Annotated in this window: 15 protein-coding genes; 7 read left to right on the top strand and 8 right to left on the bottom strand. The window is 56.6% G+C overall.

Annotated elements, in window-relative coordinates; genetic code table 11:
- Positions 1–194: 194 nt before the first annotated feature.
- Genes nikR through nikA form a run of 6 tightly spaced genes read right to left on the bottom strand, consistent with a single transcriptional unit; the run spans position 195 to position 5,484 of the window.
- Complete coding sequence (gene nikR / locus KW828_RS17550) at positions 195–590, bottom strand: nickel-responsive transcriptional regulator NikR (RefSeq protein ID WP_218337591.1); 396 nt, start codon at positions 588–590, stop codon at positions 195–197.
- A gap of 14 nt (positions 591–604) precedes the next feature.
- Positions 605–1,390 carry a nickel import ATP-binding protein NikE gene (nikE, locus tag KW828_RS17545; RefSeq protein WP_218337590.1) on the bottom strand — a complete coding sequence of 262 codons (786 nt, stop codon included), beginning with the start codon at positions 1,388–1,390 and terminating at the stop codon, positions 605–607.
- Complete coding sequence (gene nikD / locus KW828_RS17540) at positions 1,387–2,151, bottom strand: nickel import ATP-binding protein NikD (RefSeq protein WP_218337589.1); 765 nt, start codon at positions 2,149–2,151, stop codon at positions 1,387–1,389. Before nikD ends, nikE begins: the two co-directional genes overlap by 4 nt.
- On the bottom strand, positions 2,151–2,984 hold the full coding sequence (gene nikC, locus KW828_RS17535) for a nickel ABC transporter permease subunit NikC (RefSeq protein ID WP_218337588.1): 834 nt from the start codon (positions 2,982–2,984) through the stop codon (positions 2,151–2,153). The genes nikD and nikC overlap by 1 nt, the downstream gene beginning before the upstream one ends.
- Positions 2,981–3,925 (bottom strand): nickel ABC transporter permease subunit NikB, encoded by a 945-nt coding sequence (gene nikB, locus KW828_RS17530; protein ID WP_218337593.1) that lies wholly within the window; start codon positions 3,923–3,925, stop codon positions 2,981–2,983. Before nikB ends, nikC begins: the two co-directional genes overlap by 4 nt.
- Positions 3,925–5,484, bottom strand: a complete 1,560-nt coding sequence (nikA, locus tag KW828_RS17525) for a nickel ABC transporter substrate-binding protein (RefSeq protein WP_218337592.1) — start codon at positions 5,482–5,484, stop codon at positions 3,925–3,927. Before nikA ends, nikB begins: the two co-directional genes overlap by 1 nt.
- Positions 5,485–5,719: 235 nt before the next feature.
- Between nikA and KW828_RS17520 the strand changes: the two genes are divergently transcribed.
- The 3 genes from KW828_RS17520 to fdhF all read left to right on the top strand — a co-directional run bounded on the left by KW828_RS17520 (position 5,720) and on the right by fdhF (position 8,757).
- Positions 5,720–6,256 carry a hypothetical protein gene (locus KW828_RS17520; RefSeq protein WP_218337587.1) on the top strand — a complete coding sequence of 179 codons (537 nt, stop codon included), beginning with the start codon at positions 5,720–5,722 and terminating at the stop codon, positions 6,254–6,256.
- Positions 6,231–6,428, top strand: coding sequence for a hypothetical protein (locus KW828_RS17515; protein ID WP_218337586.1), 198 nt, complete (start codon positions 6,231–6,233; stop codon positions 6,426–6,428). Before KW828_RS17520 ends, KW828_RS17515 begins: the two co-directional genes overlap by 26 nt.
- Before the next feature lie 181 nt (positions 6,429–6,609).
- Entirely contained in the window at positions 6,610–8,757 is a 2,148-nt protein-coding gene (gene fdhF / locus KW828_RS17510) for a formate dehydrogenase subunit alpha (RefSeq protein ID WP_218337585.1), read from the top strand.
- A gap of 171 nt (positions 8,758–8,928) precedes the next feature.
- Here fdhF and gltP read toward each other — a convergent pair whose 3' ends face one another.
- Positions 8,929–10,242: a glutamate/aspartate:proton symporter GltP gene (gene gltP / locus KW828_RS17505; RefSeq protein ID WP_218337584.1), complete on the bottom strand. Its 1,314-nt coding sequence runs from the start codon at positions 10,240–10,242 to the stop codon at positions 8,929–8,931.
- A gap of 415 nt (positions 10,243–10,657) precedes the next feature.
- Here gltP and acs point away from each other — a divergent pair, with 415 nt between their 5' ends.
- From acs to KW828_RS17485, 4 genes are all read left to right on the top strand, one after another.
- The gene (gene acs / locus KW828_RS17500; protein WP_218337583.1) at positions 10,658–12,616 is read left to right on the top strand and encodes an acetate--CoA ligase; all 1,959 of its coding nucleotides are present in this window, start codon (positions 10,658–10,660) and stop codon (positions 12,614–12,616) included.
- Between the two features lie 227 nt (positions 12,617–12,843).
- The gene (locus KW828_RS17495) at positions 12,844–13,158 is read left to right on the top strand and encodes a DUF485 domain-containing protein (protein ID WP_218337582.1); all 315 of its coding nucleotides are present in this window, start codon (positions 12,844–12,846) and stop codon (positions 13,156–13,158) included.
- A complete protein-coding gene (gene actP, locus KW828_RS17490) occupies positions 13,155–14,804 on the top strand; it encodes a cation/acetate symporter ActP (RefSeq protein ID WP_218337581.1) in 1,650 nt (549 codons plus the stop codon). The genes KW828_RS17495 and actP overlap by 4 nt, the downstream gene beginning before the upstream one ends.
- A gap of 238 nt (positions 14,805–15,042) precedes the next feature.
- Positions 15,043–16,338, top strand: a complete 1,296-nt coding sequence (locus KW828_RS17485; RefSeq protein WP_218337580.1) for an ABC transporter substrate-binding protein — start codon at positions 15,043–15,045, stop codon at positions 16,336–16,338.
- A 42-nt stretch (positions 16,339–16,380) separates the two neighbouring features.
- On the opposite strand, the gene KW828_RS17480 is transcribed toward KW828_RS17485, so the two are convergent.
- Entirely contained in the window at positions 16,381–19,383 is a 3,003-nt protein-coding gene (locus KW828_RS17480) for a glycoside hydrolase family 38 C-terminal domain-containing protein (protein ID WP_218337579.1), read from the bottom strand.
- Between the last annotated feature and the right edge of the window lie 376 nt (positions 19,384–19,759).

Genomic DNA, 19,759 nt, shown 5'->3' with positions numbered 1-19,759 from the left:
GCGAAGCTGATAATCGGGGCGATGATGCGTAAACTTGCCCAGGTGGCGTATGGCGTCCTGAAATCAGGACGCCCGTTCGATGCCACGCTGCATGAGGAAAATGCTTGCATGGCATAACAGTATCTACGTGTTGACCCGGCCTGCAAAGGGTGAACCTGTAGGCCCGGCAAGCCTTGCGCCGCCGGGCGCAGTCGCTAATCCGGAATGCACTGTAAATGGCCGTGATGCACCCCGCGCTGGGAGATGATCTCATCGGCATAACGCTGAATCGCCTGCAAATTGCCTTTCAGGATCGCCACTTCCAGACAGTCGTCATGGCTGACGTGAACGTGCAGCGTCGACACCGACAGATCATGGTGCTGATGCTGGGCGGCCACCAGCCGTGATGACAGTTCGCGGGTTTCATGTTCATAGACATAGCTCAGCACCGCATAGCCGTGCTGCTCGGCTTCGGTCGCGGCTTCTTCCGCCAGCGACTGCCGCACAATATCCCGCAGCGCTTCCGAGCGGCTCTGGTAGCCGCGTTTGTCCCTCAGGCGATCGAGCGTTTCGAGTAAATCGTCGTCAATGGTGATGGTGATGCGCTGCATACAATGTCCTTCTGTTAGCGTAGCGGAAAAGCAGGCAATACCGCCTGCTGTAAAGCGATCCCGGCAGGCGTGGCGAAGCACAGTTGCGCATCCACCGGACGGGTTTCGATAATGTGGCCGTCGTCCATCACCATCACACGCTGACAGAAGCGCTTCACCAGCCGCAGATCGTGGGTAATAAACAGAAAGCCGATGTTGAGCTGCGTCTGGAGCTGCTTTAGCAACGCGACGATATGCGCCTGGAGTACCAGATCGAGATTCGACACCGCCTCGTCCAGCACCAGTAATTTCGGCTGTACCGCCAGCGCGCGGGCCAGACAGACGCGCTGGAGTTGCCCGCCGCTGAGCTGAGACGGCAGTTTGCCGAGGAACGTCGCGTCCAGTTCCACGCTGGCAAGCGTCGCGCGGATACGCGCGAGCTGTTCCGCGGCCGACAGGGTGGTCAGGTGGCGCAGCGGTTCGGCAATAATCTCGGCGACGGTTTTACGCGGATTGACCGCGCTCAGCGCATCCTGGAACACCATCTGCACATCCTGGCGAAAACGCTGTGCATCGGCGCGGGCCAGACGGTGAATATTCTGCCCCTGATAGGACACCTCGCCGCGCTGCGGTTTTTCCAGCCCGGCGATCAGCCGCGCCAGCGTGCTTTTGCCGCAGCCACTGCGCCCGAGCAGCGCCAGAGTTTCCCCCGCGCGGATCTCAAGAGAAATGTCGTCCAGCACGGCTTTTTTCTGCCCGCGCCGGAACAGCCCTGCGGAGGTGTAACCGTGGGAAACCTGGTGAATAGCGATCAGCGTCATTGCGGTAACTCCTCGCCATAGAGCGCAAGATGGGCGCTGACCAGCCGCCGCGAAAGCGGATGCTGCGGGCGGTAAAAGATCGCTTCCACTGTGCCCTGCTCGACAATCCCCCCCTGCTCCATCACCGCTACGTCATCGGCCAGCCGCGCCACCACGCCCATATCGTGCGTCACCAGCAGCATGCCCGGCGCGCGCTGTTGCATGACATCTGCCAGCACATCGAGAATGCGCGCCTGCGCCACCGCATCGAGATCGGTGGTCGGTTCATCGGCAAACAGAAAGGGCGCATCGCCGAGCAGCGCCAGCGCGATCATCACCCGCTGTAACATGCCGCCACTCATCTCAAAGGGATAGAGCGACAGCACGCGGGCGGCCTGCTCCAGCCCGACATCCGCCAGCCGTGCCAGCAGCAGCGCATCGCTGCCGTTTTTACCCAGCGCCTGACAGGTTTCCCTGGCGTGATCGCGAATAGTGCGCAGCGGATTAAAGGCACTGCGCGGGTTTTGCATCACGCAGGACACCAGCCTGCCGCGCAACGCGCTTGCCGTTACGATCCTGCCGTCGAGCAGCACCTGCCCGGCAGTGCGCCGCACGCCCGGCGGCAGTTCGCCCAGCGCGCCGTTGCAGGTCAGCGATTTGCCGCAGCCGCTGTTGCCCACCAGCGCCAGTACCCGGCCCCGATGCAGGGTCAGCGAGACGTTATCCACCAGACAGGTATCGGCGGCATTAAAGGAAAACCCGTCGAGGGTCAGCGTGTTCATTAATGGCTCTCCTGCGCGGCCCAGCCGGGATCGAGATGGTCGCGCAGCGCGTCGCCCACCAGGTTAAAACTCATCACGCTGATAAACAGCGCCAGGCCTGGCCAGAACATTTGCAGCGGCTGCGTCCAGATATACTGCCGCGCGTCGTTGATCATGATGCCCCACTCCGGCGTGGGCGCGGTGACGCCCAGGCCGAGAAACGACATACCGGCGATGTGCAGCATCATGTGGCCGGTATCGAGCGTGGCGAGGATCAGCAGCGACGGCAGCACCGCACCGCTGATGTGCTCGATAAAAATCCGTACCCGACTGGCCCCGGCGAGACGCGCCGCCAGCACAAACTCCCGCTGACGCAGCGACAGCACCAGACTGCGCACCATGCGCGCATACCAGGCCCAGTGCGACAGGGCGATGGCGATGATCACGTTGGTGATGCCAGTACCGAGGATCGCCACCAGGAAAAACGACAGGATCGACGTGGGAAAGGTCATAAACAGATCGGCGATTCGCATGATCAGCTGATCGGTGCGCCCGCCCAGCAGCCCCGCCGCGCCACCGGCGATCATGCCGATGGTCAGCACCAGCAACAGGCAGAGCAGCACCGCGCCGAGGGAAATGCGCGTCGCCGCCAGCAAACGGCTGAAAATATCGCGGCCCAGATGATCGGTGCCCAGCCAGTGCTGACTGTCCGGCGACAGCAGCCGCTCCGGCAGATTAATGGCCAGCGGATCGAACGGCAGCCACCACTGGCTGGTCAGCGCAATCAGCAGCAGCAGCGCGATAATCAAAAGCGACAGGCGCACCGGCCAGCGAGCAAAAAATCCTGTCTTCATGCGGGGTGTCCCTCGTGGCGGCGCACGCGCGGATCCAGCGCCGCGTTGATCATGTCCACCAGCAAATTGCCGATCACAAACACCGTCACCATCAGCAGGGTGAAGCACTGGATCACCGGGTAGTCGCGGTTAAAAATGGCGGAGACGGCGTAACGCCCGACGCCTGGCCAGGCAAAAATGCTTTCGATGATCAGCGTGCCGCCAATCAGCTCGCCGATATGCATCCCCAGCGCGGTGACCAGCGGAACGGCGGCATTTTTCAGCACATGGTGACGCTCGGTTTGCGCCGCCGTTAAGCCCCGCAGCCGCGCCCAGGTGACATGCCGTTGCCCCGCCACTTCCAGCATGCTGCTGCGCAGCAGACGGGCGTTGATCGACAGCGACATAAAGGCGATCGAAACCGCCGGCAGGATCATGTAACGCCAGCCGCCGTAGCCCATTGCCGGTAGCCAGTTCAACTTCACGGAAAAGAGCATCACCAGCAGAAATGCCAGCCAGAAATTGGGCATCGAGACGCCAAGAAAAGCGATCGCGCGCACGATATGATCCGGCAGACGATTGGGATAACGCGCCGCCCAGATACCGAGCGGCACGGAGATCGCCAGGATCATCACCAGCGCCAGTCCCGCCAGCTGCAACGTGGCAGGCAGAAAATGCAGCAGATCGTCGAGCACCGGACGTTGAGTGGCGTAAGAAACGCCGAAATCCAGCTGCGCGGCGCGGATCAGCCAGTGCCAGTACTGCTCCGGCAGCGGCGCGTTAAGCCCGAGCATCTCCCGGGTAGCGGCCAGCACGTCCGGCGTTGGCGGCACGCCGGAGAGGCGCAAATAGTCCATCGCCGGATCGCCGACGCCAAGATGCAGCATGAGAAAAACCAGCAGCGACGCCGCCAGCAGGATCGGGATCAGCAGCAGCAGACGACGTACTACCCATGTCAGCATCATGGCTGCGCCACCGGTTTCAGCTGTTCAAAAGGGATCTCCGACGCCATCGGCGCGAAGGGGATGGCTCCCCGTTCAGGCCGCGATACCGCCATCACCGACACATAACTGAGCGGCAGATACACCGCATCCTGATGCAGCCGGGTGAGAATGTCTTTGTACAGCGCCTGGCGGGTGGTTTCATCCTGCTGCGTCAGCACCTGACCGATTTCCTGGTCGATCCGCGCTTTATCCGGCAACCCCAGCTGCGCCTGGTAATCCGCATGGGACGGCACGCGCATGGAACTCATAAACGCATGGGGATCGTAAGGCGCGCCCCAGGTGCGGTTAAAAATCATGCCGAAGCGCCCGTCCCGCTGGCGGGCGTAAATACTGCTCTCTTCTTCGCCGATAAGTTGAACATCGACGCCGATTTTGCGCAGATCCGCCTGAATAATCTCCGCCATCGCTTTGCTTTCGGCATCGGTACCGGTAAACGCCAGTTCAATGCGCAGCGGCTCGCCGTTTCTCTCGCGGATAGCGTTTCCGGCGGGCAGCGTCCAGCCTGCTTTATCAAGCAGGGCGCGGGCCTCGGCCGGATCGTAGCCCCGCGGTTTAAGGCCGATATTCGCATAGGGCACCGACGGGGCGAACAGCGTATCCGCCACCTGCTGCGTACCATAGAGCGCGGTGGCGATCATGGTTTTTTTATCCACCGCATAATTGAGCGCTTCGCGCACCGCCAGCTCCCGGGTAGGACCGTGCCGGGTGTTGAGCGCCAGCATCACCGTTTCCACCGGCGCAGAAAGCTGCGTGTGGTAGGCCGGGTTGTGGCTAAAGCGCGCGAAGGTGTCGAGGGGTAACAACCCGTCGCTGCCGTACAGCAGATCGACCTCTCCGGTTTCAAACGCAATGGCGCGGCTGGTGGGATCGGGAATGACGTTCACCACCACTTTGTCGATCGCCGGTGCTTTACCCCAGTAGTGCGGGTTACGCACGAAGACATCGTCCTGATTCAGCCGCGATGAGTGCAGCATCCACGGCCCGGTGCCGACTGGCGCTTTGATACCCTGCTTCGTGCCGCCATCGACAAACTGCGACGGGGCGATAAAACGGAACGGTCGCGGCAGCGCCAGCTCCTGTAAAAAGGGGTAGTAGGCGCTTTTCAGCGTGATTTGCAGTTGCAGCGGGCCGAGGGCTTTGACATCAGTGATTTGATTCACCAGCTCCAGCCAGCTGTGCCGTGCGCGGTTATCCAGCACGGCGCGGAAATTCGCTACCGCGGCGTCGGCATTAAAAGGCTCGCCATTGGAAAAGGTGACGTTTTCGCGCAGGGTAAAAACCCAGGTTTTCCCGTCAGCGGAGTGCGTCCAGCGCGTGGCAAGGCACGGGGCCACACCGCCATCCGCGGTGTATTTCACCAGCGGTTCGTACACCATACTTTGGGCGAACATCTGGTTAGGGGTGTAAAGATGAGGATTGAGCGGGCCAACGTTTACCGGCCAGGCGGTGGTGAGCGTCGTCGGGTCAGTCTGAGAGAAGGCGAGGGCTGAGAAACAGAGCAGTACGCCGGTGAGCATCAAGCGGAGTGTAAACACGACAGGGAACCTGTGCAGGAAAAGTATGATGATTATAAGAATTGATCACACCAAAATGTTGATGTGGCGCAAGTGGCGGGCAATAACGCTTTTTGGGTATGAGAAGGTATAGAAGAAACGGTGGTGTGCGTTGTCTGATTCCAGACCCTCCCGGTCATATTGCGGTTCCGCTGCGTAGCTGGTTGAATGACAGGCACTTTTTCCAGGGAGAGGCGATGTGAATAACCCGATCCAGTGGGACCCACCCTTTAACGATCATTTTGGTAACGGGATGGTTTACCGCCCGTTTTCTGCCAGCAATAAAATCTTTGCGGTGGGCTTCGAAGAAATACAAACCATGCACGATTTGATGCGCAAAGGCATCAGCATCCTGGCGGTGAATCCCGCATTTCGCTTTCCAGAAACCGGAGTCAGGGGAGTCATATTTGACGAGATCGATCTACACACGCTGGATTTCAATGCGTTCAGGCATATTGTGCATCCCGGCGTGGCAGGCGGGCGCGTCCTGTTCAACGTTGCAAGTATAATTCTTGAGCACTATAGTATCTCGAACGCCGGAGCCTATGTCTTTTCGGCTGCCAGCGACCCAACCGGGCTACGTAAAACGGATTTAGTGGATCTTTACAGCAGAGCGCTTGGCGTCGATGGCTGTCCCGGAAGTAAGCTATTTCGCGATTTGTTTCCGGGATGGCAGGCCTATAGCGATGTTGCCACAGGAGGAAGAGGATATGTCGTCACCACTGAACGTTATTAACCAGCAGATCACTTCCGCCGAACGGCTCGCCCTGAAGATGGGTAAACAGTTGCAGGCCATTGCCGGAGAGGACGTAAGAAATAAGCTTGAGTCCGGAGAGATCAGGCTCATCAATGGCCGTTATACTGGCGAGAGTCTGAAGGTACCCCGTCCAGCCAGACGCCGCTTTTAAGCGGCTTTTTTGTTATGCGTCGTTCGACACGTCAAATCTGACGACGGCGCGCGTTTCGTCAGGGTTTTCACGCCCACTCCCGTCCTGCACCCTACCAATACCCGCACCAACAATGTGGCATGCAACCTGCATTACGGGTTCGAGCGCGCGTATGCGCGAATTGAAAACTGGAGCGAGTCCGATGAAAAAAGTCGTCACGGTATGCCCCTATTGCGCCTCAGGTTGCAAAATCAACCTGGTGGTCGATAACGGGAAAATCGTCCGGGCGGAAGCGGCGCAGGGGAAAACCAATCAGGGTACCCTGTGTCTGAAAGGCTATTATGGCTGGGATTTTATTAACGATACCCAGATCCTCACCCCCCGTCTGAAAACCCCGATGATCCGTCGCCAGCGCGGCGGCAAACTGGAATCTGTATCCTGGAATGAAGCGCTGGATTACGTCGCCAGCCGACTTTCCGCCATTAAAGCGAAGCATGGCCCTGACGCCATCCAGACCACCGGTTCGTCACGTGGTACCGGCAATGAAACCAACTATGTGATGCAAAAATTCGCGCGCGCCGTTATTGGTACCAATAACGTTGACTGCTGCGCGCGCGTCTGACACGGCCCATCGGTTGCAGGTCTGCACCAGTCGGTCGGTAATGGCGCAATGAGTAATGCCATCACAGAAATTGATAACACGGATTTGGTCTTTATTTTTGGCTACAACCCGGCGGATTCCCACCCTATCGTCGCTAACCATGTGATCCGCGCGAAAAAGAACGGGGCGAAAATTATCGTCTGCGATCCGCGCAAAATTGAAACCGCGCGCATTGCGGATATGCACATTGCACTGAAAAACGGCTCGAATATTGCGCTGCTTAACGCCATCGGGCACGTGATTATCAGCGAAGATCTCTACGACCATGCCTTTGTGGCCGCGCGTACGCAGGATTTTGACGAGTATAAAAAGATTGTTGAAGGCTATCCGCCGGAGTCAGTGGAAGCGATCACCGGCGTCAGCGCCGAGCAGATCCGCACCTGCGCACGGCTGTATGCCGGGGCGAAAAGCGCGGCGATCCTGTGGGGCATGGGCGTCACCCAGTTCTATCAGGGGGTGGAAACCGTGCGCTCCCTGACCAGCCTGGCGATGCTGACCGGGAACCTCGGCAAGCCACACGCGGGGGTTAACCCGGTGCGCGGGCAGAATAACGTGCAGGGCGCGTGTGATATGGGTGCGCTGCCGGATACCTATCCTGGCTATCAATATGTGCACGTACCGGAAAACCGCGAGAAATTCGCCAAAGCCTGGGGCGTCGCCAGCCTGCCGGCGCATACCGGCTATCGCATCAGCGAGCTGCCGCATCGGGCGGCCCATGGTGAAGTGCGCGCGGCCTACATCATGGGGGAAGATCCGCTGCAAACCGACGCCGAGCTGTCGGCGGTGCGCAAAGGCTTTGAGGATCTCGAACTGGTGATCGTCCAGGACATCTTTATGACCAAAACCGCCGCGGCGGCGGATGTCATTCTGCCGTCAACGTCGTGGGGCGAACATGAAGGGGTGTATTCCGCCGCTGACCGTGGTTTCCAGCGCTTCTTTAAAGCGGTCGAGCCGAAGTGGGATCTGAAAACGGACTGGCAGATCATCAGCGAAATCGCCACCCGCATGGGTTACCCGATGCACTACAACAACACCCAGGAGATCTGGGATGAGCTGCGTCATCTGTGCCCGGACTTCTACGGTGCTACCTACGACAAGATGGGCGAACTGGGGTATATCCAGTGGCCGTGCCGCGATACGTCGGACGCCGACCAGGGCACCTCATACCTGTTTAAAGAGAAGTTTGAAACCGATACGGGGCTGGCGAAGTTCTACACCTGCGACTGGGTGCCGCCTGTCGACAAGCTAACCGAGGAGTATCCGCTGGTGCTGTCGACGGTGCGCGAAGTGGGCCACTACTCCTGTCGTTCGATGACCGGCAACTGTGCGGCACTGGCGGCGTTAGCGGATGAACCGGGCTATGCGCAGATCAACACCGCCGACGCGGCGCGTCTGGGCATCGAAGATGAAGCGCTGATCTGGGTGAACTCCCGCAAAGGTCGCATCATCACCCGCGCGCAGGTCAGCGATCGCCCGAATAAAGGCGCGATTTATATGACCTACCAGTGGTGGATTGGTGCCTGTAACGAGCTGGTGACGGAGAACTTAAGCCCGATAACCAAAACGCCGGAGTACAAGTACTGCGCCGTCAACGTTGAGCGGATTGCCGACCAGCGTGCCGCGGAACAGTATGTGATCGCCGAGTACGATAAGTTAAAAGCCAGTCTGCGCGAGAGCGCGATGGGGTAACAGGTGAGGGATAGTGCCCGGCGGCGCAAGCTTGCCGGGCCTACGCCGACATCTCGGGCCCGCGCTGGGTGGGTGGCGTGTCGGAATGCCCGGCGGCGCAAGCTTGCCGGGCCGGTGGCGTAATCTGTAGGCCCGGTAAGCGACGCGCCACCGGGCATTTTTTGAAGCCGCTCAGGAGTTCGCGGTTTTATCAAATTTGCCCAGCACGTCGCGCTCGTAAGCCAGCGCTTTTTTGCGGTCAAATTTGTGTTCCCACTTGGCGATCACCAGCACCGCCAGCGCATTACCCACCACGTTCAGCGCCGTACGCGCCATATCGAGGATACGGTCAACACCGGCGATAAATGCCAGCCCTTCCAGCGGGATCCCGACGCTGCCCAGCGTCGCCAGCAGCACCACAAAGGAGACGCCCGGTACGCCTGCGATGCCTTTGGAGGTCACCATCAGCGTCAGCACCAGAATGATCTCCTGCCCCAGCGACAGCTCAATACCGTACAGCTGGGCGATAAAGATCGCCGCGATGCTCTGGTACAGCGTCGAGCCATCGAGGTTAAAGGAGTAACCGGTCGGCACCACAAAGCTGGTGATCGACGCCGGTGCGCCGTAGGCCTCCATCTTCTCGATAATGCGCGGCAGCACGCTTTCCGAACTGGCGGTGGAATAGGCGAGAATTAACTCCTCTTTCAGAATGCGGATCAGCGTCCAGATGCTTAATTTGCACAGCCGCGCCACCGCACCCAGTACCACCAGCGCGAAGAACACAATCGCGGCATACACGAGGATCACCAGCTTCGCGAGCGGCCACAGCGAGGCGAAACCAAAGTTTGCCACCGTCACTGAGATCAGTGCGAACACGCCCACCGGGGCATAACGCATCACCATATGGGTGACTTTAAACATGGTTTCGGAAATGGAACGGAACACCGTCACCAGCGGCTCACGGTGCGCGGAAGGCAGCGACGACAGGCCGAGGCCAAACAGCACCGAGAAGAAGATGATCGGCAGCATATCGCCCTTCGCCATCGACGCCACGATATTGGTCGGCACCAGTGACAAAATGGTGCCCATCAGGCCATGAGCGTGGCTCTGCACTTCTGCCGTTGTACTCTGGTATTTCGAAATATCCACCGTGGCCAGTTGCGACATATCAATGCCCGCGCCCGGCTGGAACACATTCGCCAGTGTGATGCCAAGAATAATGGCCACTGTAGTGATCACTTCGAAATAAAGAATAGTTTTCGCGCCAATACGCCCCAGTTGCTTCGCATCGCCAACGCCGGCAATCCCCACAATAAGGGTGGAAATCACAATAGGCACGACGATCATCTTGATCAGGTGAATAAAAATATCACCTGCCGGGGACAGGAGATTTGCAATCAGCCATTCACGGCTGTCGCTTTGGTAATGCAGGTAACTACCCAGAAGAATACCCAGCACCAGGGCCAGCAAAATCTGCCAGGCCAGGCTGACTTTCACATTTTTCATAACGAGTGACATCCTTAATGAAGCGCTATTCCATGCTCATAAATGAGACATACTGAACGGGGTATGGTTAGCGTTTCTTTCAAAAGCGGGGGATTTTTAACGCGCATTATCAGTACCATTTGCGCGGTATCCGGTGCAACCCTTTACGTTCAGGGGCTTTCACTGGATTCTTTCTCAATAAGCGAATTTTATGCCAGTTATCTTGCATAACTATTTGTTATAGAGGAATTTTTAATTCCTGTAATCGCAATAGTCCTTATCGTAAATTATTTCCCTTCTAAGCATCATCTGCTGCATTTTCATACACTCAAGCAATGCGTGATCTGCCGCCCAAAAAGTAAACAAAGCTCCCAAAACCCCTACTATTAACGTTTGTGTGACATATTATTAACATCCTACAAGGAGAACAAAAGCCATGAGCCAAATCCATAAACACCCTATTCCCGCGCAGATCGCGGAAAAATGCCTGATTAATGCAGAACAATACCAAGCGAAATATCAGCAATCCATCACCGATCCTGACGCCTTCTGGGGTGAGGAAGGTAAAATTCTGGACTGGATCACGCCTTATCAGAAGGTGAAAAACACCTCTTTTGCGCCTGGCAACGTCTCGATTAAATGGTATGAAGACGGCCAGCTCAACCTGGCGGCTAACTGCCTGGACCGCCACCTGGCTGACCGTGGCGATCAGACGGCGATTATCTGGGAAGGCGACGACGCCAGCCAGAGCAAACATATCTCTTACCGCGAACTGCACGGCGAAGTGTGCCGCTTTGCCAATGTCCTGCTGAAACTGGGCATCAAAAAAGGCGATGTGGTGGCGATCTATATGCCGATGGTGCCGGAAGCGGCGGTGGCGATGCTGGCCTGCGCACGCATTGGCGCGGTGCATTCAGTTATTTTTGGCGGTTTCTCGCCGGAAGCGGTCGCCGGGCGTATTGTGGATTCCAGCTCACGGCTGGTGATCACCGCCGATGAAGGCGTGCGTGCCGGGCGCAGCATCCCGCTGAAGAAAAACGTCGATGATGCGTTAAAAAATCCGGCGGTGACCACCATTGAAAACGTGGTGGTGTTTAAACGCACCGGCGGCACTATCGACTGGCAGGAAGGCCGCGATCTGTGGTGGCACGATGTGATGGCGACCGTCAGCAGCGACCACCAGCCGGAAGCGATGAACGCCGAAGATCCGCTGTTTATCCTTTATACCTCTGGCTCCACCGGTAAACCGAAGGGCGTGCTGCACACCACTGGCGGTTATCTGGTGTATGCGGCGACCACTTTCAAATACGTCTTCGATTACCATCCGGGCGACATTTACTGGTGTACCGCCGATGTCGGCTGGGTGACCGGCCACAGCTATCTGCTGTATGGCCCGCTGGCCTGCGGTGCGACCACCCTGATGTTTGAAGGCGTGCCGAACTGGCCGACGCCAGCGCGTATGGCGCAGGTGGTGGATAAGCATCAGGTCAATATTCTCTACACCGCGCCGACAGCGATCCGCGCCCTGATGGCGGAAGGCGATAAGGCGATTGAGGGGACTGACCGTTCCTCGCTGCGCATCCTTGGCTCCGTTGGCGAGCCGATCAACCCGGAAGCCTGGGAGTGGTACTGGAAGAAAATCGGCAAGGAAAACTGCCCGGTCATGGACACCTGGTGGCAGACGGAAACCGGCGGCTTCATGATCACGCCGCTGCCGGGCGCCATCGAACTGAAAGCCGGTTCCGCCAGCCTGCCGTTCTTCGGCGTGCAACCGGCGCTGGTGGATAACGAAGGCAATCCGCTGGACGGTGCCACCGAGGGCAACCTGGCGATTGTCGATTCCTGGCCAGGTCAGGCGCGCACGCTGTTTGGCGATCATGAGCGCTTCGAGCAGACCTACTTCTCCACCTTCAAGAATATGTATTTCAGCGGTGACGGTGCGCGCCGTGACGAAGACGGTTACTACTGGATCACCGGACGGGTGGACGATGTGCTGAACGTCTCCGGTCACCGTCTGGGCACGGCAGAAATCGAGTCGGCGCTGGTGTCGCACCCGAAAATCGCCGAAGCGGCGGTGGTGGGCATTCCGCACAATATTAAAGGCCAGGCGATTTATGCCTATGTGACGCTGAATCACGGTGAAGAACCGTCGCCGGAGCTGTATACCGAGGTGCGCAACTGGGTGCGTAAAGAGATAGGCCCGCTGGCGACGCCGGATATTCTGCACTGGACCGATTCGCTGCCCAAAACCCGCTCCGGCAAAATCATGCGCCGCATTCTGCGCAAAATCGCCGCCGGTGACACCAGCAACCTGGGAGATACCTCAACCCTCGCCGATCCGGGCGTAGTGGAAAAACTGCTGGAAGAAAAACAGGGCATTACGATGCCGTCATAACGATAAATGCCCGATGGCGCACTGCTTATCGGGCCAGTAAATCCTACCCTACCCCTCCTTTTACCGGGAGGGAAAATATAAAAACCATCCCGAAGGATTTCGCGTTGCAGGAAGGCGGCAAGCGAGCACATCCCCTGGAGCATAGTTCACTATGTGACTGGGCGTGGGCGAGCGCGGCCAACGCACCTGCGGCGCGAAAGACACAGGGAGCCTCTGGAGAATCTGTGATGAATGAGCTTATTTATCAACGGATAGAAAACAACGCGCATTTCAGGGAACTGGTCGAAAAAAGGCAACGGTTTGCCGTCATTTTGTCACTAATCGTACTGGCGATTTATGTCTGCTTTATCCTGCTTATCGCCTTCGCGCCTGGCTGGCTGGGTACCCCGTTGTATGCGGGCACCAGCGTTACGCGCGGCATTCCCATTGGCGTCGGCGTCATCCTGATTTCGTTCGTACTAACCGGCGTGTACGTCTGGCGGGCGAACGATGAATTTGACCGACTGAACAATGCCGTGATCCGTGAGGTAAATGCACCATGAAGAGATTACTGACGGCGGCCGCCGCCACACTCCCTTTCTCCGCGCAGGCGGCTGATGCCCTGACCGGCGCGGTGCAGCGCCAGCCGACGAACTGGCAGGCGATCATCATGTTCGTGGTGTTCGTCGCCTTTACGCTGATGATCACGTACTGGGCGTCGAAACGTACCCGTACCCGCAGCGACTACTACACCGCAGGCGGTAACATTACCGGCCTGCAAAACGGCCTGGCGATCGCCGGGGATTACATGTCTGCCGCGTCTTTCCTCGGCATTTCCGCGCTGGTGTTTACCTCCGGCTACGATGGCCTGATTTACTCGCTGGGCTTCCTGGTTGGCTGGCCGATCATTCTGTTTTTGATCGCTGAACGTTTGCGTAACCTCGGGCGCTACACCTTTGCTGATGTGGCGTCGTACCGCCTGAAGCAAGGACCGATCCGCATTCTGTCTGCCTGCGGTTCGCTGGTGGTGGTGGCGCTGTATCTGATCGCCCAGATGGTGGGCGCGGGTAAATTAATCCAGTTGCTGTTTGGCCTGAACTATCACATCGCCGTGGTGCTGGTGGGCGTGCTGATGGTGATGTACGTGCTGTTCGGTGGCATGCTGGCCACCACCTGGGTGCAGATCATCAAAGCCGTGCTGCTGCTGTTCGGTGCCAGCTTTATGGCCTTTATGGTGATGCGTCATGTCGGTTTCAGCTTCAATAACCTGTTTACCGAAGCGATGGCGGTGCACCCGAAAGGCACGGCGATCATGAGTCCGGGCGGGCTGGTGAAAGATCCGATCTCTGCGCTATCGCTGGGGCTGGGCCTGATGTTTGGTACCGCCGGCCTGCCACACATTCTGATGCGCTTCTTTACCGTCAGCGATGCCCGTGAAGCGCGCAAAAGCGTGTTTTACGCCACCGGCTTTATGGGTTACTTCTACATTCTGACCTTTATTATCGGCTTCGGCGCGATCATGCTGGTGGGCGCAAATCCGGCGTTTAAAGATGCCACTGGCGCGCTGATTGGCGGCAATAACATGGCGGCGGTGCACCTTGCTAACGCCGTGGGCGGCAACCTGTTCCTCGGCTTTATCTCGGCGGTGGCTTTCGCGACTATCCTCGCGGTCGTGGCGGGCTTGACCCTGGCAGGCGCATCGGCGGTATCACACGATCTGTACGCCAACGTCTTCCGTAAAGGCGCGACCGAGCGTGACGAACTGCGGGTGTCAAAAATCACCGTGCTGGTGCTGGGGGTGATCGCCATCCTGCTGGGTATTCTGTTCGAAAATCAGAACATTGCCTTTATGGTCGGCCTGGCGTTCTCGATTGCGGCAAGCTGTAACTTCCCGATCATTCTGCTGTCGATGTACTGGTCGAAACTGACCACGCGTGGCGCGATGATTGGCGGCTGGCTGGGGCTTATCACCGCTGTCGTACTGATGGTGCTTGGCCCGACTATCTGGGTGCAGATCCTCGGCCACGCCAGTGCGGTCTTCCCGTATGAGTACCCGGCGCTGTTCTCCATTGCGGTGGCATTTATCGGTATCTGGGTGTTCTCGGCAACCGACAATACGGCGGAAGGGAAACTGGAACGCGAGAAGTTCCGCGCCCAGTTTATCCGTTCGCAAACCGGTATTGGCATCGACCAGGGCCGCGCGCATTAATCAGCCTTATCCCCGGCCTGCGGGCCGGGGACATCCACAATATTATTCTTCGAATTCGCTAAGCCCGCTCACATAACTCCCCCGCCAATAGCATTTATTGGGCATCATCCTACCGGTTAACATTTTATTCTTTTGTGGCCTTATTTTTATCAATTATTCAGGGAATAGATATTATTTGAGCAAATAAATTGCTGAGGTCGAATGCTATCTCATTAGCCTGTTATTACAGGAATACATAATGAAGAAAATGCTTCTTACCGGTTTGTGTTACTCCGTTTTTTTATTTTCTGCCACCCAGACATTAGCCCAGGATGAGGTGCAATTGCGGATGTCGTGGTGGGGAGGAAAAACCCGCCACAACGTCATGTTAAAAGCCATCGCCGCGTTTGAAAAACGTTATCCCGGTATTAAAGTCACCGGGGAATACATGGGCTGGGATGGGTATCTGTCGCGCATGACCACGCAAATCTCCGGCAATAAAGAGCCGGATGTGATGCAAATCAACTGGCCCTGGCTGCCGACATTCTCCCGCAATGGCGATGGCTTTTACGATCTTAACCAGTTGAAAGATGAGCTGGATTTAAGCCAGTTTTCTCCTGCGGATTTGCAAACCACCACAATAAAAGACAAGCTAACCGCTATTCCGCTTTCCATGAACGTGCCCGGTTTTTACTACAATACCGAAAGCTGGAAAAAAGCGGGTCTGGACTATCCCACCACCTGGGAGGAACTGTTTGCGGCAGGCAAGGTATTTAAAGAGAAATTCGGCGATAACTATTATCCGCTGATGGCGAACAATCAGGATGTATTCCTGATGATGAACTGCTATATGTCGCAAAAATATAATGTGCCGATGTTTACGGCGGATGGCAAAAAACTGGGCTGGAGCGAGGCGCAGTGGCGGGAAGCGTTTCGCTTTGTTGAACGTCTGGCAAACGATCATGTGATCCCGGCTCCAAAATATCTCGCCTCTTTTGGACAGTTTGATTTCGCCGACAGCAAATACTGGAAAGAGGGCATGTGGGCTGGCGTTTATACCTGGAACGTGACGGTGCAGTATTACTCTCAGAAATTAGCGCCGCCAGCAAAACTGCTGTCCGGGACTTATATTATGTTGCCGGGCGCGACCAACGCCAGCGCCTATTTCAAAGTCTCGTTAACCTATGCAATTGGCAAAAATACCCGACATCCGAAAGAGTCGGCAATGCTGATTAATTTTCTGCTCAACGATCCCGAAGCTATTGCCACAATTAAGCTGGAAAATGGTATTCCCCTGAGCAAGATTGCCATTAAAACCCTGACCGACGATGGCACGCTTAATAACGATAATCCTTCCGTTGCCGGTATGAATCGGGCAAAAACGTTGTCATCGGAATCGGTGGCGACCCACTGGATGGAGGATCAGCAATTGCAGTCGTGGTTTATCGAAGCGAGGGAAAATATCGATTACGGCAAGCGCACTGCTGATCAGGCGGCGGATGAGTTTGTCGTACACGCCGACCGTTTACTCAAAAAGGCGGCCTCCCGCTGGTAGTGAAATGACCCGGCCCGCGCGGGCCGGGTATCGCGCACCTTTTTAATCGCTATATAGCAGCACTGTTTTTATCTCAAAGGGCGTAAAGACCAGCGTAATTTTACCGTCGGTCACTGGCACCGCTTCATCGCCCTCTTCCATTAAGTTCGTCAGCACACAGCGGGCAACCGTCGCGGGCAGCGTCAGTTGCGCCGTGGCATGGCAACCATCGAACTCGTAGAGCCTGATTGCCAGCGCCGCGCGCTCTTCAGCTTTTTTAATGGTTTCCACGCAAATATGCGCGGAATCGCAGGCGATAAAACTGACAGGTTTTTGCGCGTCTTTTTTCGTTTCGCCGTCGCTGGCCGCAATGATCAGCGGATTATTAAACAGCGTCGCTTCGCGATTAACCTTGCCTTCAACTTCATCGCCGCAATGGGGAAACAGCGCATAAGAAAAAACGTGCTCCCCGCGATCGGCATGAATACCAGGATGATTCTGCGCCCGCACCAGATGCAGGTCCAGAACGCCATTTTTCGCATAATGGCCGTATTTACAGTCATTCATTAATGCAACGCCGTAGTCACGCTCTGAATAATCGATCCATTTATGGGCGCAAATTTCAAACTGCGCGGCATCGTATACCGTATTCATTCTGGCGGCGCGCTGGATTTTCCCGAACTGAATATCACAGGTAACGACGTCGCTGCGAATATCGACCTCAAAGGCGGTGCGCAGCATTTTTAAATCTTCCTGCCAGTCGAGCCTGGTGTGGAAATCCAGACGTTTACTGTCAGCGGTCAGGGTGATTTTCTGCACCAGCGCGGAGTAACCGTACTGATAATGCTGTTCGACTATCGCGGTCGCCCCATCGAGGTAAGCCTTTACCTCCGTCAGAATAAACGCCTGCGGTTGCCGGTTACGCCAGGTGATATTCATATCCCAGCAGTCGCCGCCAATATCCTCATACACCGCCAGCCGGTTAGCGCAGGTGCCGGGTTTTAACAGCGAGCGCCCCGCCGCTTTGTCGTCAATTTGCCCGATCGTGCCGTCGTCATTAAACCACACGCACAGCAGCGCGTTTTCAAGACGCTGATTTTCAGCGACCAGCATCGGCGGGCATTGCGGGGAACCAGCATCCAGTAATGCGTAGCCAAACGGCGGAATGGTCAGTTGTTTAACGCCGCCGGGCACCTGCAACCAGGCGCTGCGCGCAAAGCCGGTGGTATTGTGCACAATCAGCTGGTCAGGGCCGGCAGGGGTGTATGCCGCGAACGCCGCAAGACAGGCCTGGGTGAGCGTCTCAATGCGTGCGAGCATACTTTTATATCGCGCCACGGATTCATCATAAACCCGTTTAATGGACGAGCCCGGCAGAATATCGTGGAACTGATACAGCAGCGTTTCTTCCCACAGCGTCTGAATATCGTCGGCGGGATAGTCCATGTCGCCGTAGAAATATTCGCGGCTGGCCGCAAACTCCAGATTTCGTAACGCCTGTTCCATTTTACGGTTGTAGAACTTATTTTGCGCCTGCGTAGTCAATGTGCCCTGGTGCTTTTCCAGATAAAGCTCGCCTTTATAGCGCGGATAATCGACCTGATGCCGGGCAATATGCCGGAAAAAATCAATCGCTTTACCCTGAGTGACAGGGGAAATACCCTGTAGATCTTTCATGCGCATAAGACGCTCAAGGTGTTCCGGGCCTGGGCCTCCCCCGCCGTCGCCAATGCCAAACAGCATCAGGGCGCGATCGCAGACGCCCGCCTCCTGATAATTCTGCTCAATAAGCTTAATGCTGCGCGGTGCCGCCGGGCTGTTATAGGTTTCCTCTGGTAACATATGCGCCAGCACGGTGCTGCCGTCGATACCTTCCCAGTTGAAGGTGTGATGCGGGAATTTATTGTGTTCATTCCATGACAACTTCTGGGTCATAAAATAATCCACGCCGGATTTTTTCATGATTTGCGGTAAATTCGCGTTATAGCCAAACACATCGGGCAGCCATAACATGCCGGTGACCTGCGAAAATTCCCGGCGGAAGAATTTACGCCCGTATAAAAATTGCCGTACCAGCGATTCCCCCGACGGGATATTGGTATCTGCCTCCACCCACATATCGCCCTGAATTTCAAAACGGCCGGCGGCTACCTCATTTTTTACTTTCGCGAAAAGCTGCGGATAATCTTCTTTGATCCACTGGAATAACTGCGGCTGGCTGGCGCCAAAATAATAATCCGGATAACGCGCCAGTAATTCGACTGCGGTGGCGAAAGTCCTGGCCCCCTTACGTTTTGTCTCCCGAATGGGCCATAGCCACGCCAGATCGATATGCGCGTGGCCGATACCGGTAATACTGAGAGGCGCATCACCGCCTTTGCGGGCGAGTTCGGTCGCCAGCAGGCGGCGACACTGCGCGATAGTCGCCTCCCGTTCATCGGTGAGCTGATTGAGGGCGCGTTCGAGACACACCAGCAGCCGTTTTGCCCGCGGCGTGTTTTCTTCCAGGCACTGTAATAAGTCAAAAAGGACCCAGGCGTCGTAGTAGAGATCGCGCAGCGGTTCGTTGCACACGGCGATGCATGCTTTCTCCAGCACACCGCGCCGCTGCTCCCCAAACAGGTCGTTACAGGCGAGATCCAGCCACAGATCAACGGATTTAGAGCGGCCTGCGCAGGATGAAAGCGGCCAGACGGTTTTTCCTGGCAGGCCCAGACTGCGCTCAAACGTGGAATCAACGTTGGTTAATCCCCGCAGTGGTGTACCGCTTTCATCGACGATCAGCGCCTCGCCGCCGCAGTCAAACAGCATCACCAGACTGTTGCCCTGAACGTCCTCGGGTATTTTTCCGGTAACGTTAACCCAGGCACAATCCCAGAGTGTTCCCCAGCGCTCACCGGGGATAAAAATATGCCGGGTACCTTGCTCACGTTCGGCGAAAGGCACGGGCTCCGGCGTAATAAAACCGGTGACGGATAATGACGCCACGGGCGTATAAATACGATCCTGTATTCGCTGCAGAAAAAAGCGAATGTCTTTAATTGATTTTTCATTAAAATTTAACATCGCGGGTTCCTTTCGTCCTTTTATTTCCCGGATGAATAACAGCGTCCGACAGCAAGAAATAAGAGTGGGTGGATTAACAATAAATAAAAATGGCGGGCCATTAGGTGCTATTGGCTCGATAAAGTGTGTGATGCATGGCTAATTTTCAACCGGGGACGATACCCTGCGCGGAAAATGCAACAGAAAGCTAAAACAGCGTTTTGGTATTCACGAAAGTGATATAAGCCAGTCAGTGAGCCACATCACGTCCTGCTCGCAAAAAAAGTCGATCCGCATCACAAACTCCCGGTCTGTTTCGCTAACTCCGTCACACTTTTCGCTCGTTTACGCGTCCCTCGCCCTGTTCTGCCCTGCCCGGCGACGACAATGCCAGGGC

Source organism: Enterobacter sp. ENT03, from assembly GCF_019218745.1.
Lineage (GTDB): Bacteria > Pseudomonadota > Gammaproteobacteria > Enterobacterales > Enterobacteriaceae > Enterobacter_D.
Note: the sequence above shows the minus strand (reverse complement) of the source record. Positions and strands in the feature narration are given on the sequence as shown.

Excerpts from the sequence above, each read along its gene's own strand:
- KW828_RS17515 (WP_218337586.1), top strand. The coding sequence starts at position 6,231 with ATGTCGTCACCACTGAACGTTATTAACCAGCAGATCACTTCCGCCGAA.
- acs (WP_218337583.1), top strand. The coding sequence starts at position 10,658 with ATGAGCCAAATCCATAAACACCCTATTCCCGCGCAGATCGCGGAAAAA.
- nikA (WP_218337592.1), bottom strand. The coding sequence starts at position 5,484 with ATGCTCACCGGCGTACTGCTCTGTTTCTCAGCCCTCGCCTTCTCTCAG.
- KW828_RS17480 (WP_218337579.1), bottom strand. The coding sequence starts at position 19,383 with ATGTTAAATTTTAATGAAAAATCAATTAAAGACATTCGCTTTTTTCTG.
- nikC (WP_218337588.1), bottom strand. The coding sequence starts at position 2,984 with ATGAAGACAGGATTTTTTGCTCGCTGGCCGGTGCGCCTGTCGCTTTTG.
- KW828_RS17495 (WP_218337582.1), top strand. The coding sequence starts at position 12,844 with ATGAATGAGCTTATTTATCAACGGATAGAAAACAACGCGCATTTCAGG.
- nikD (WP_218337589.1), bottom strand. The coding sequence starts at position 2,151 with ATGAACACGCTGACCCTCGACGGGTTTTCCTTTAATGCCGCCGATACC.
- KW828_RS17485 (WP_218337580.1), top strand. The coding sequence starts at position 15,043 with ATGAAGAAAATGCTTCTTACCGGTTTGTGTTACTCCGTTTTTTTATTT.
- nikE (WP_218337590.1), bottom strand. The coding sequence starts at position 1,390 with ATGACGCTGATCGCTATTCACCAGGTTTCCCACGGTTACACCTCCGCA.
- actP (WP_218337581.1), top strand. The coding sequence starts at position 13,155 with ATGAAGAGATTACTGACGGCGGCCGCCGCCACACTCCCTTTCTCCGCG.
- gltP (WP_218337584.1), bottom strand. The coding sequence starts at position 10,242 with ATGAAAAATGTGAAAGTCAGCCTGGCCTGGCAGATTTTGCTGGCCCTG.
- nikR (WP_218337591.1), bottom strand. The coding sequence starts at position 590 with ATGCAGCGCATCACCATCACCATTGACGACGATTTACTCGAAACGCTC.
- nikB (WP_218337593.1), bottom strand. The coding sequence starts at position 3,925 with ATGCTGACATGGGTAGTACGTCGTCTGCTGCTGCTGATCCCGATCCTG.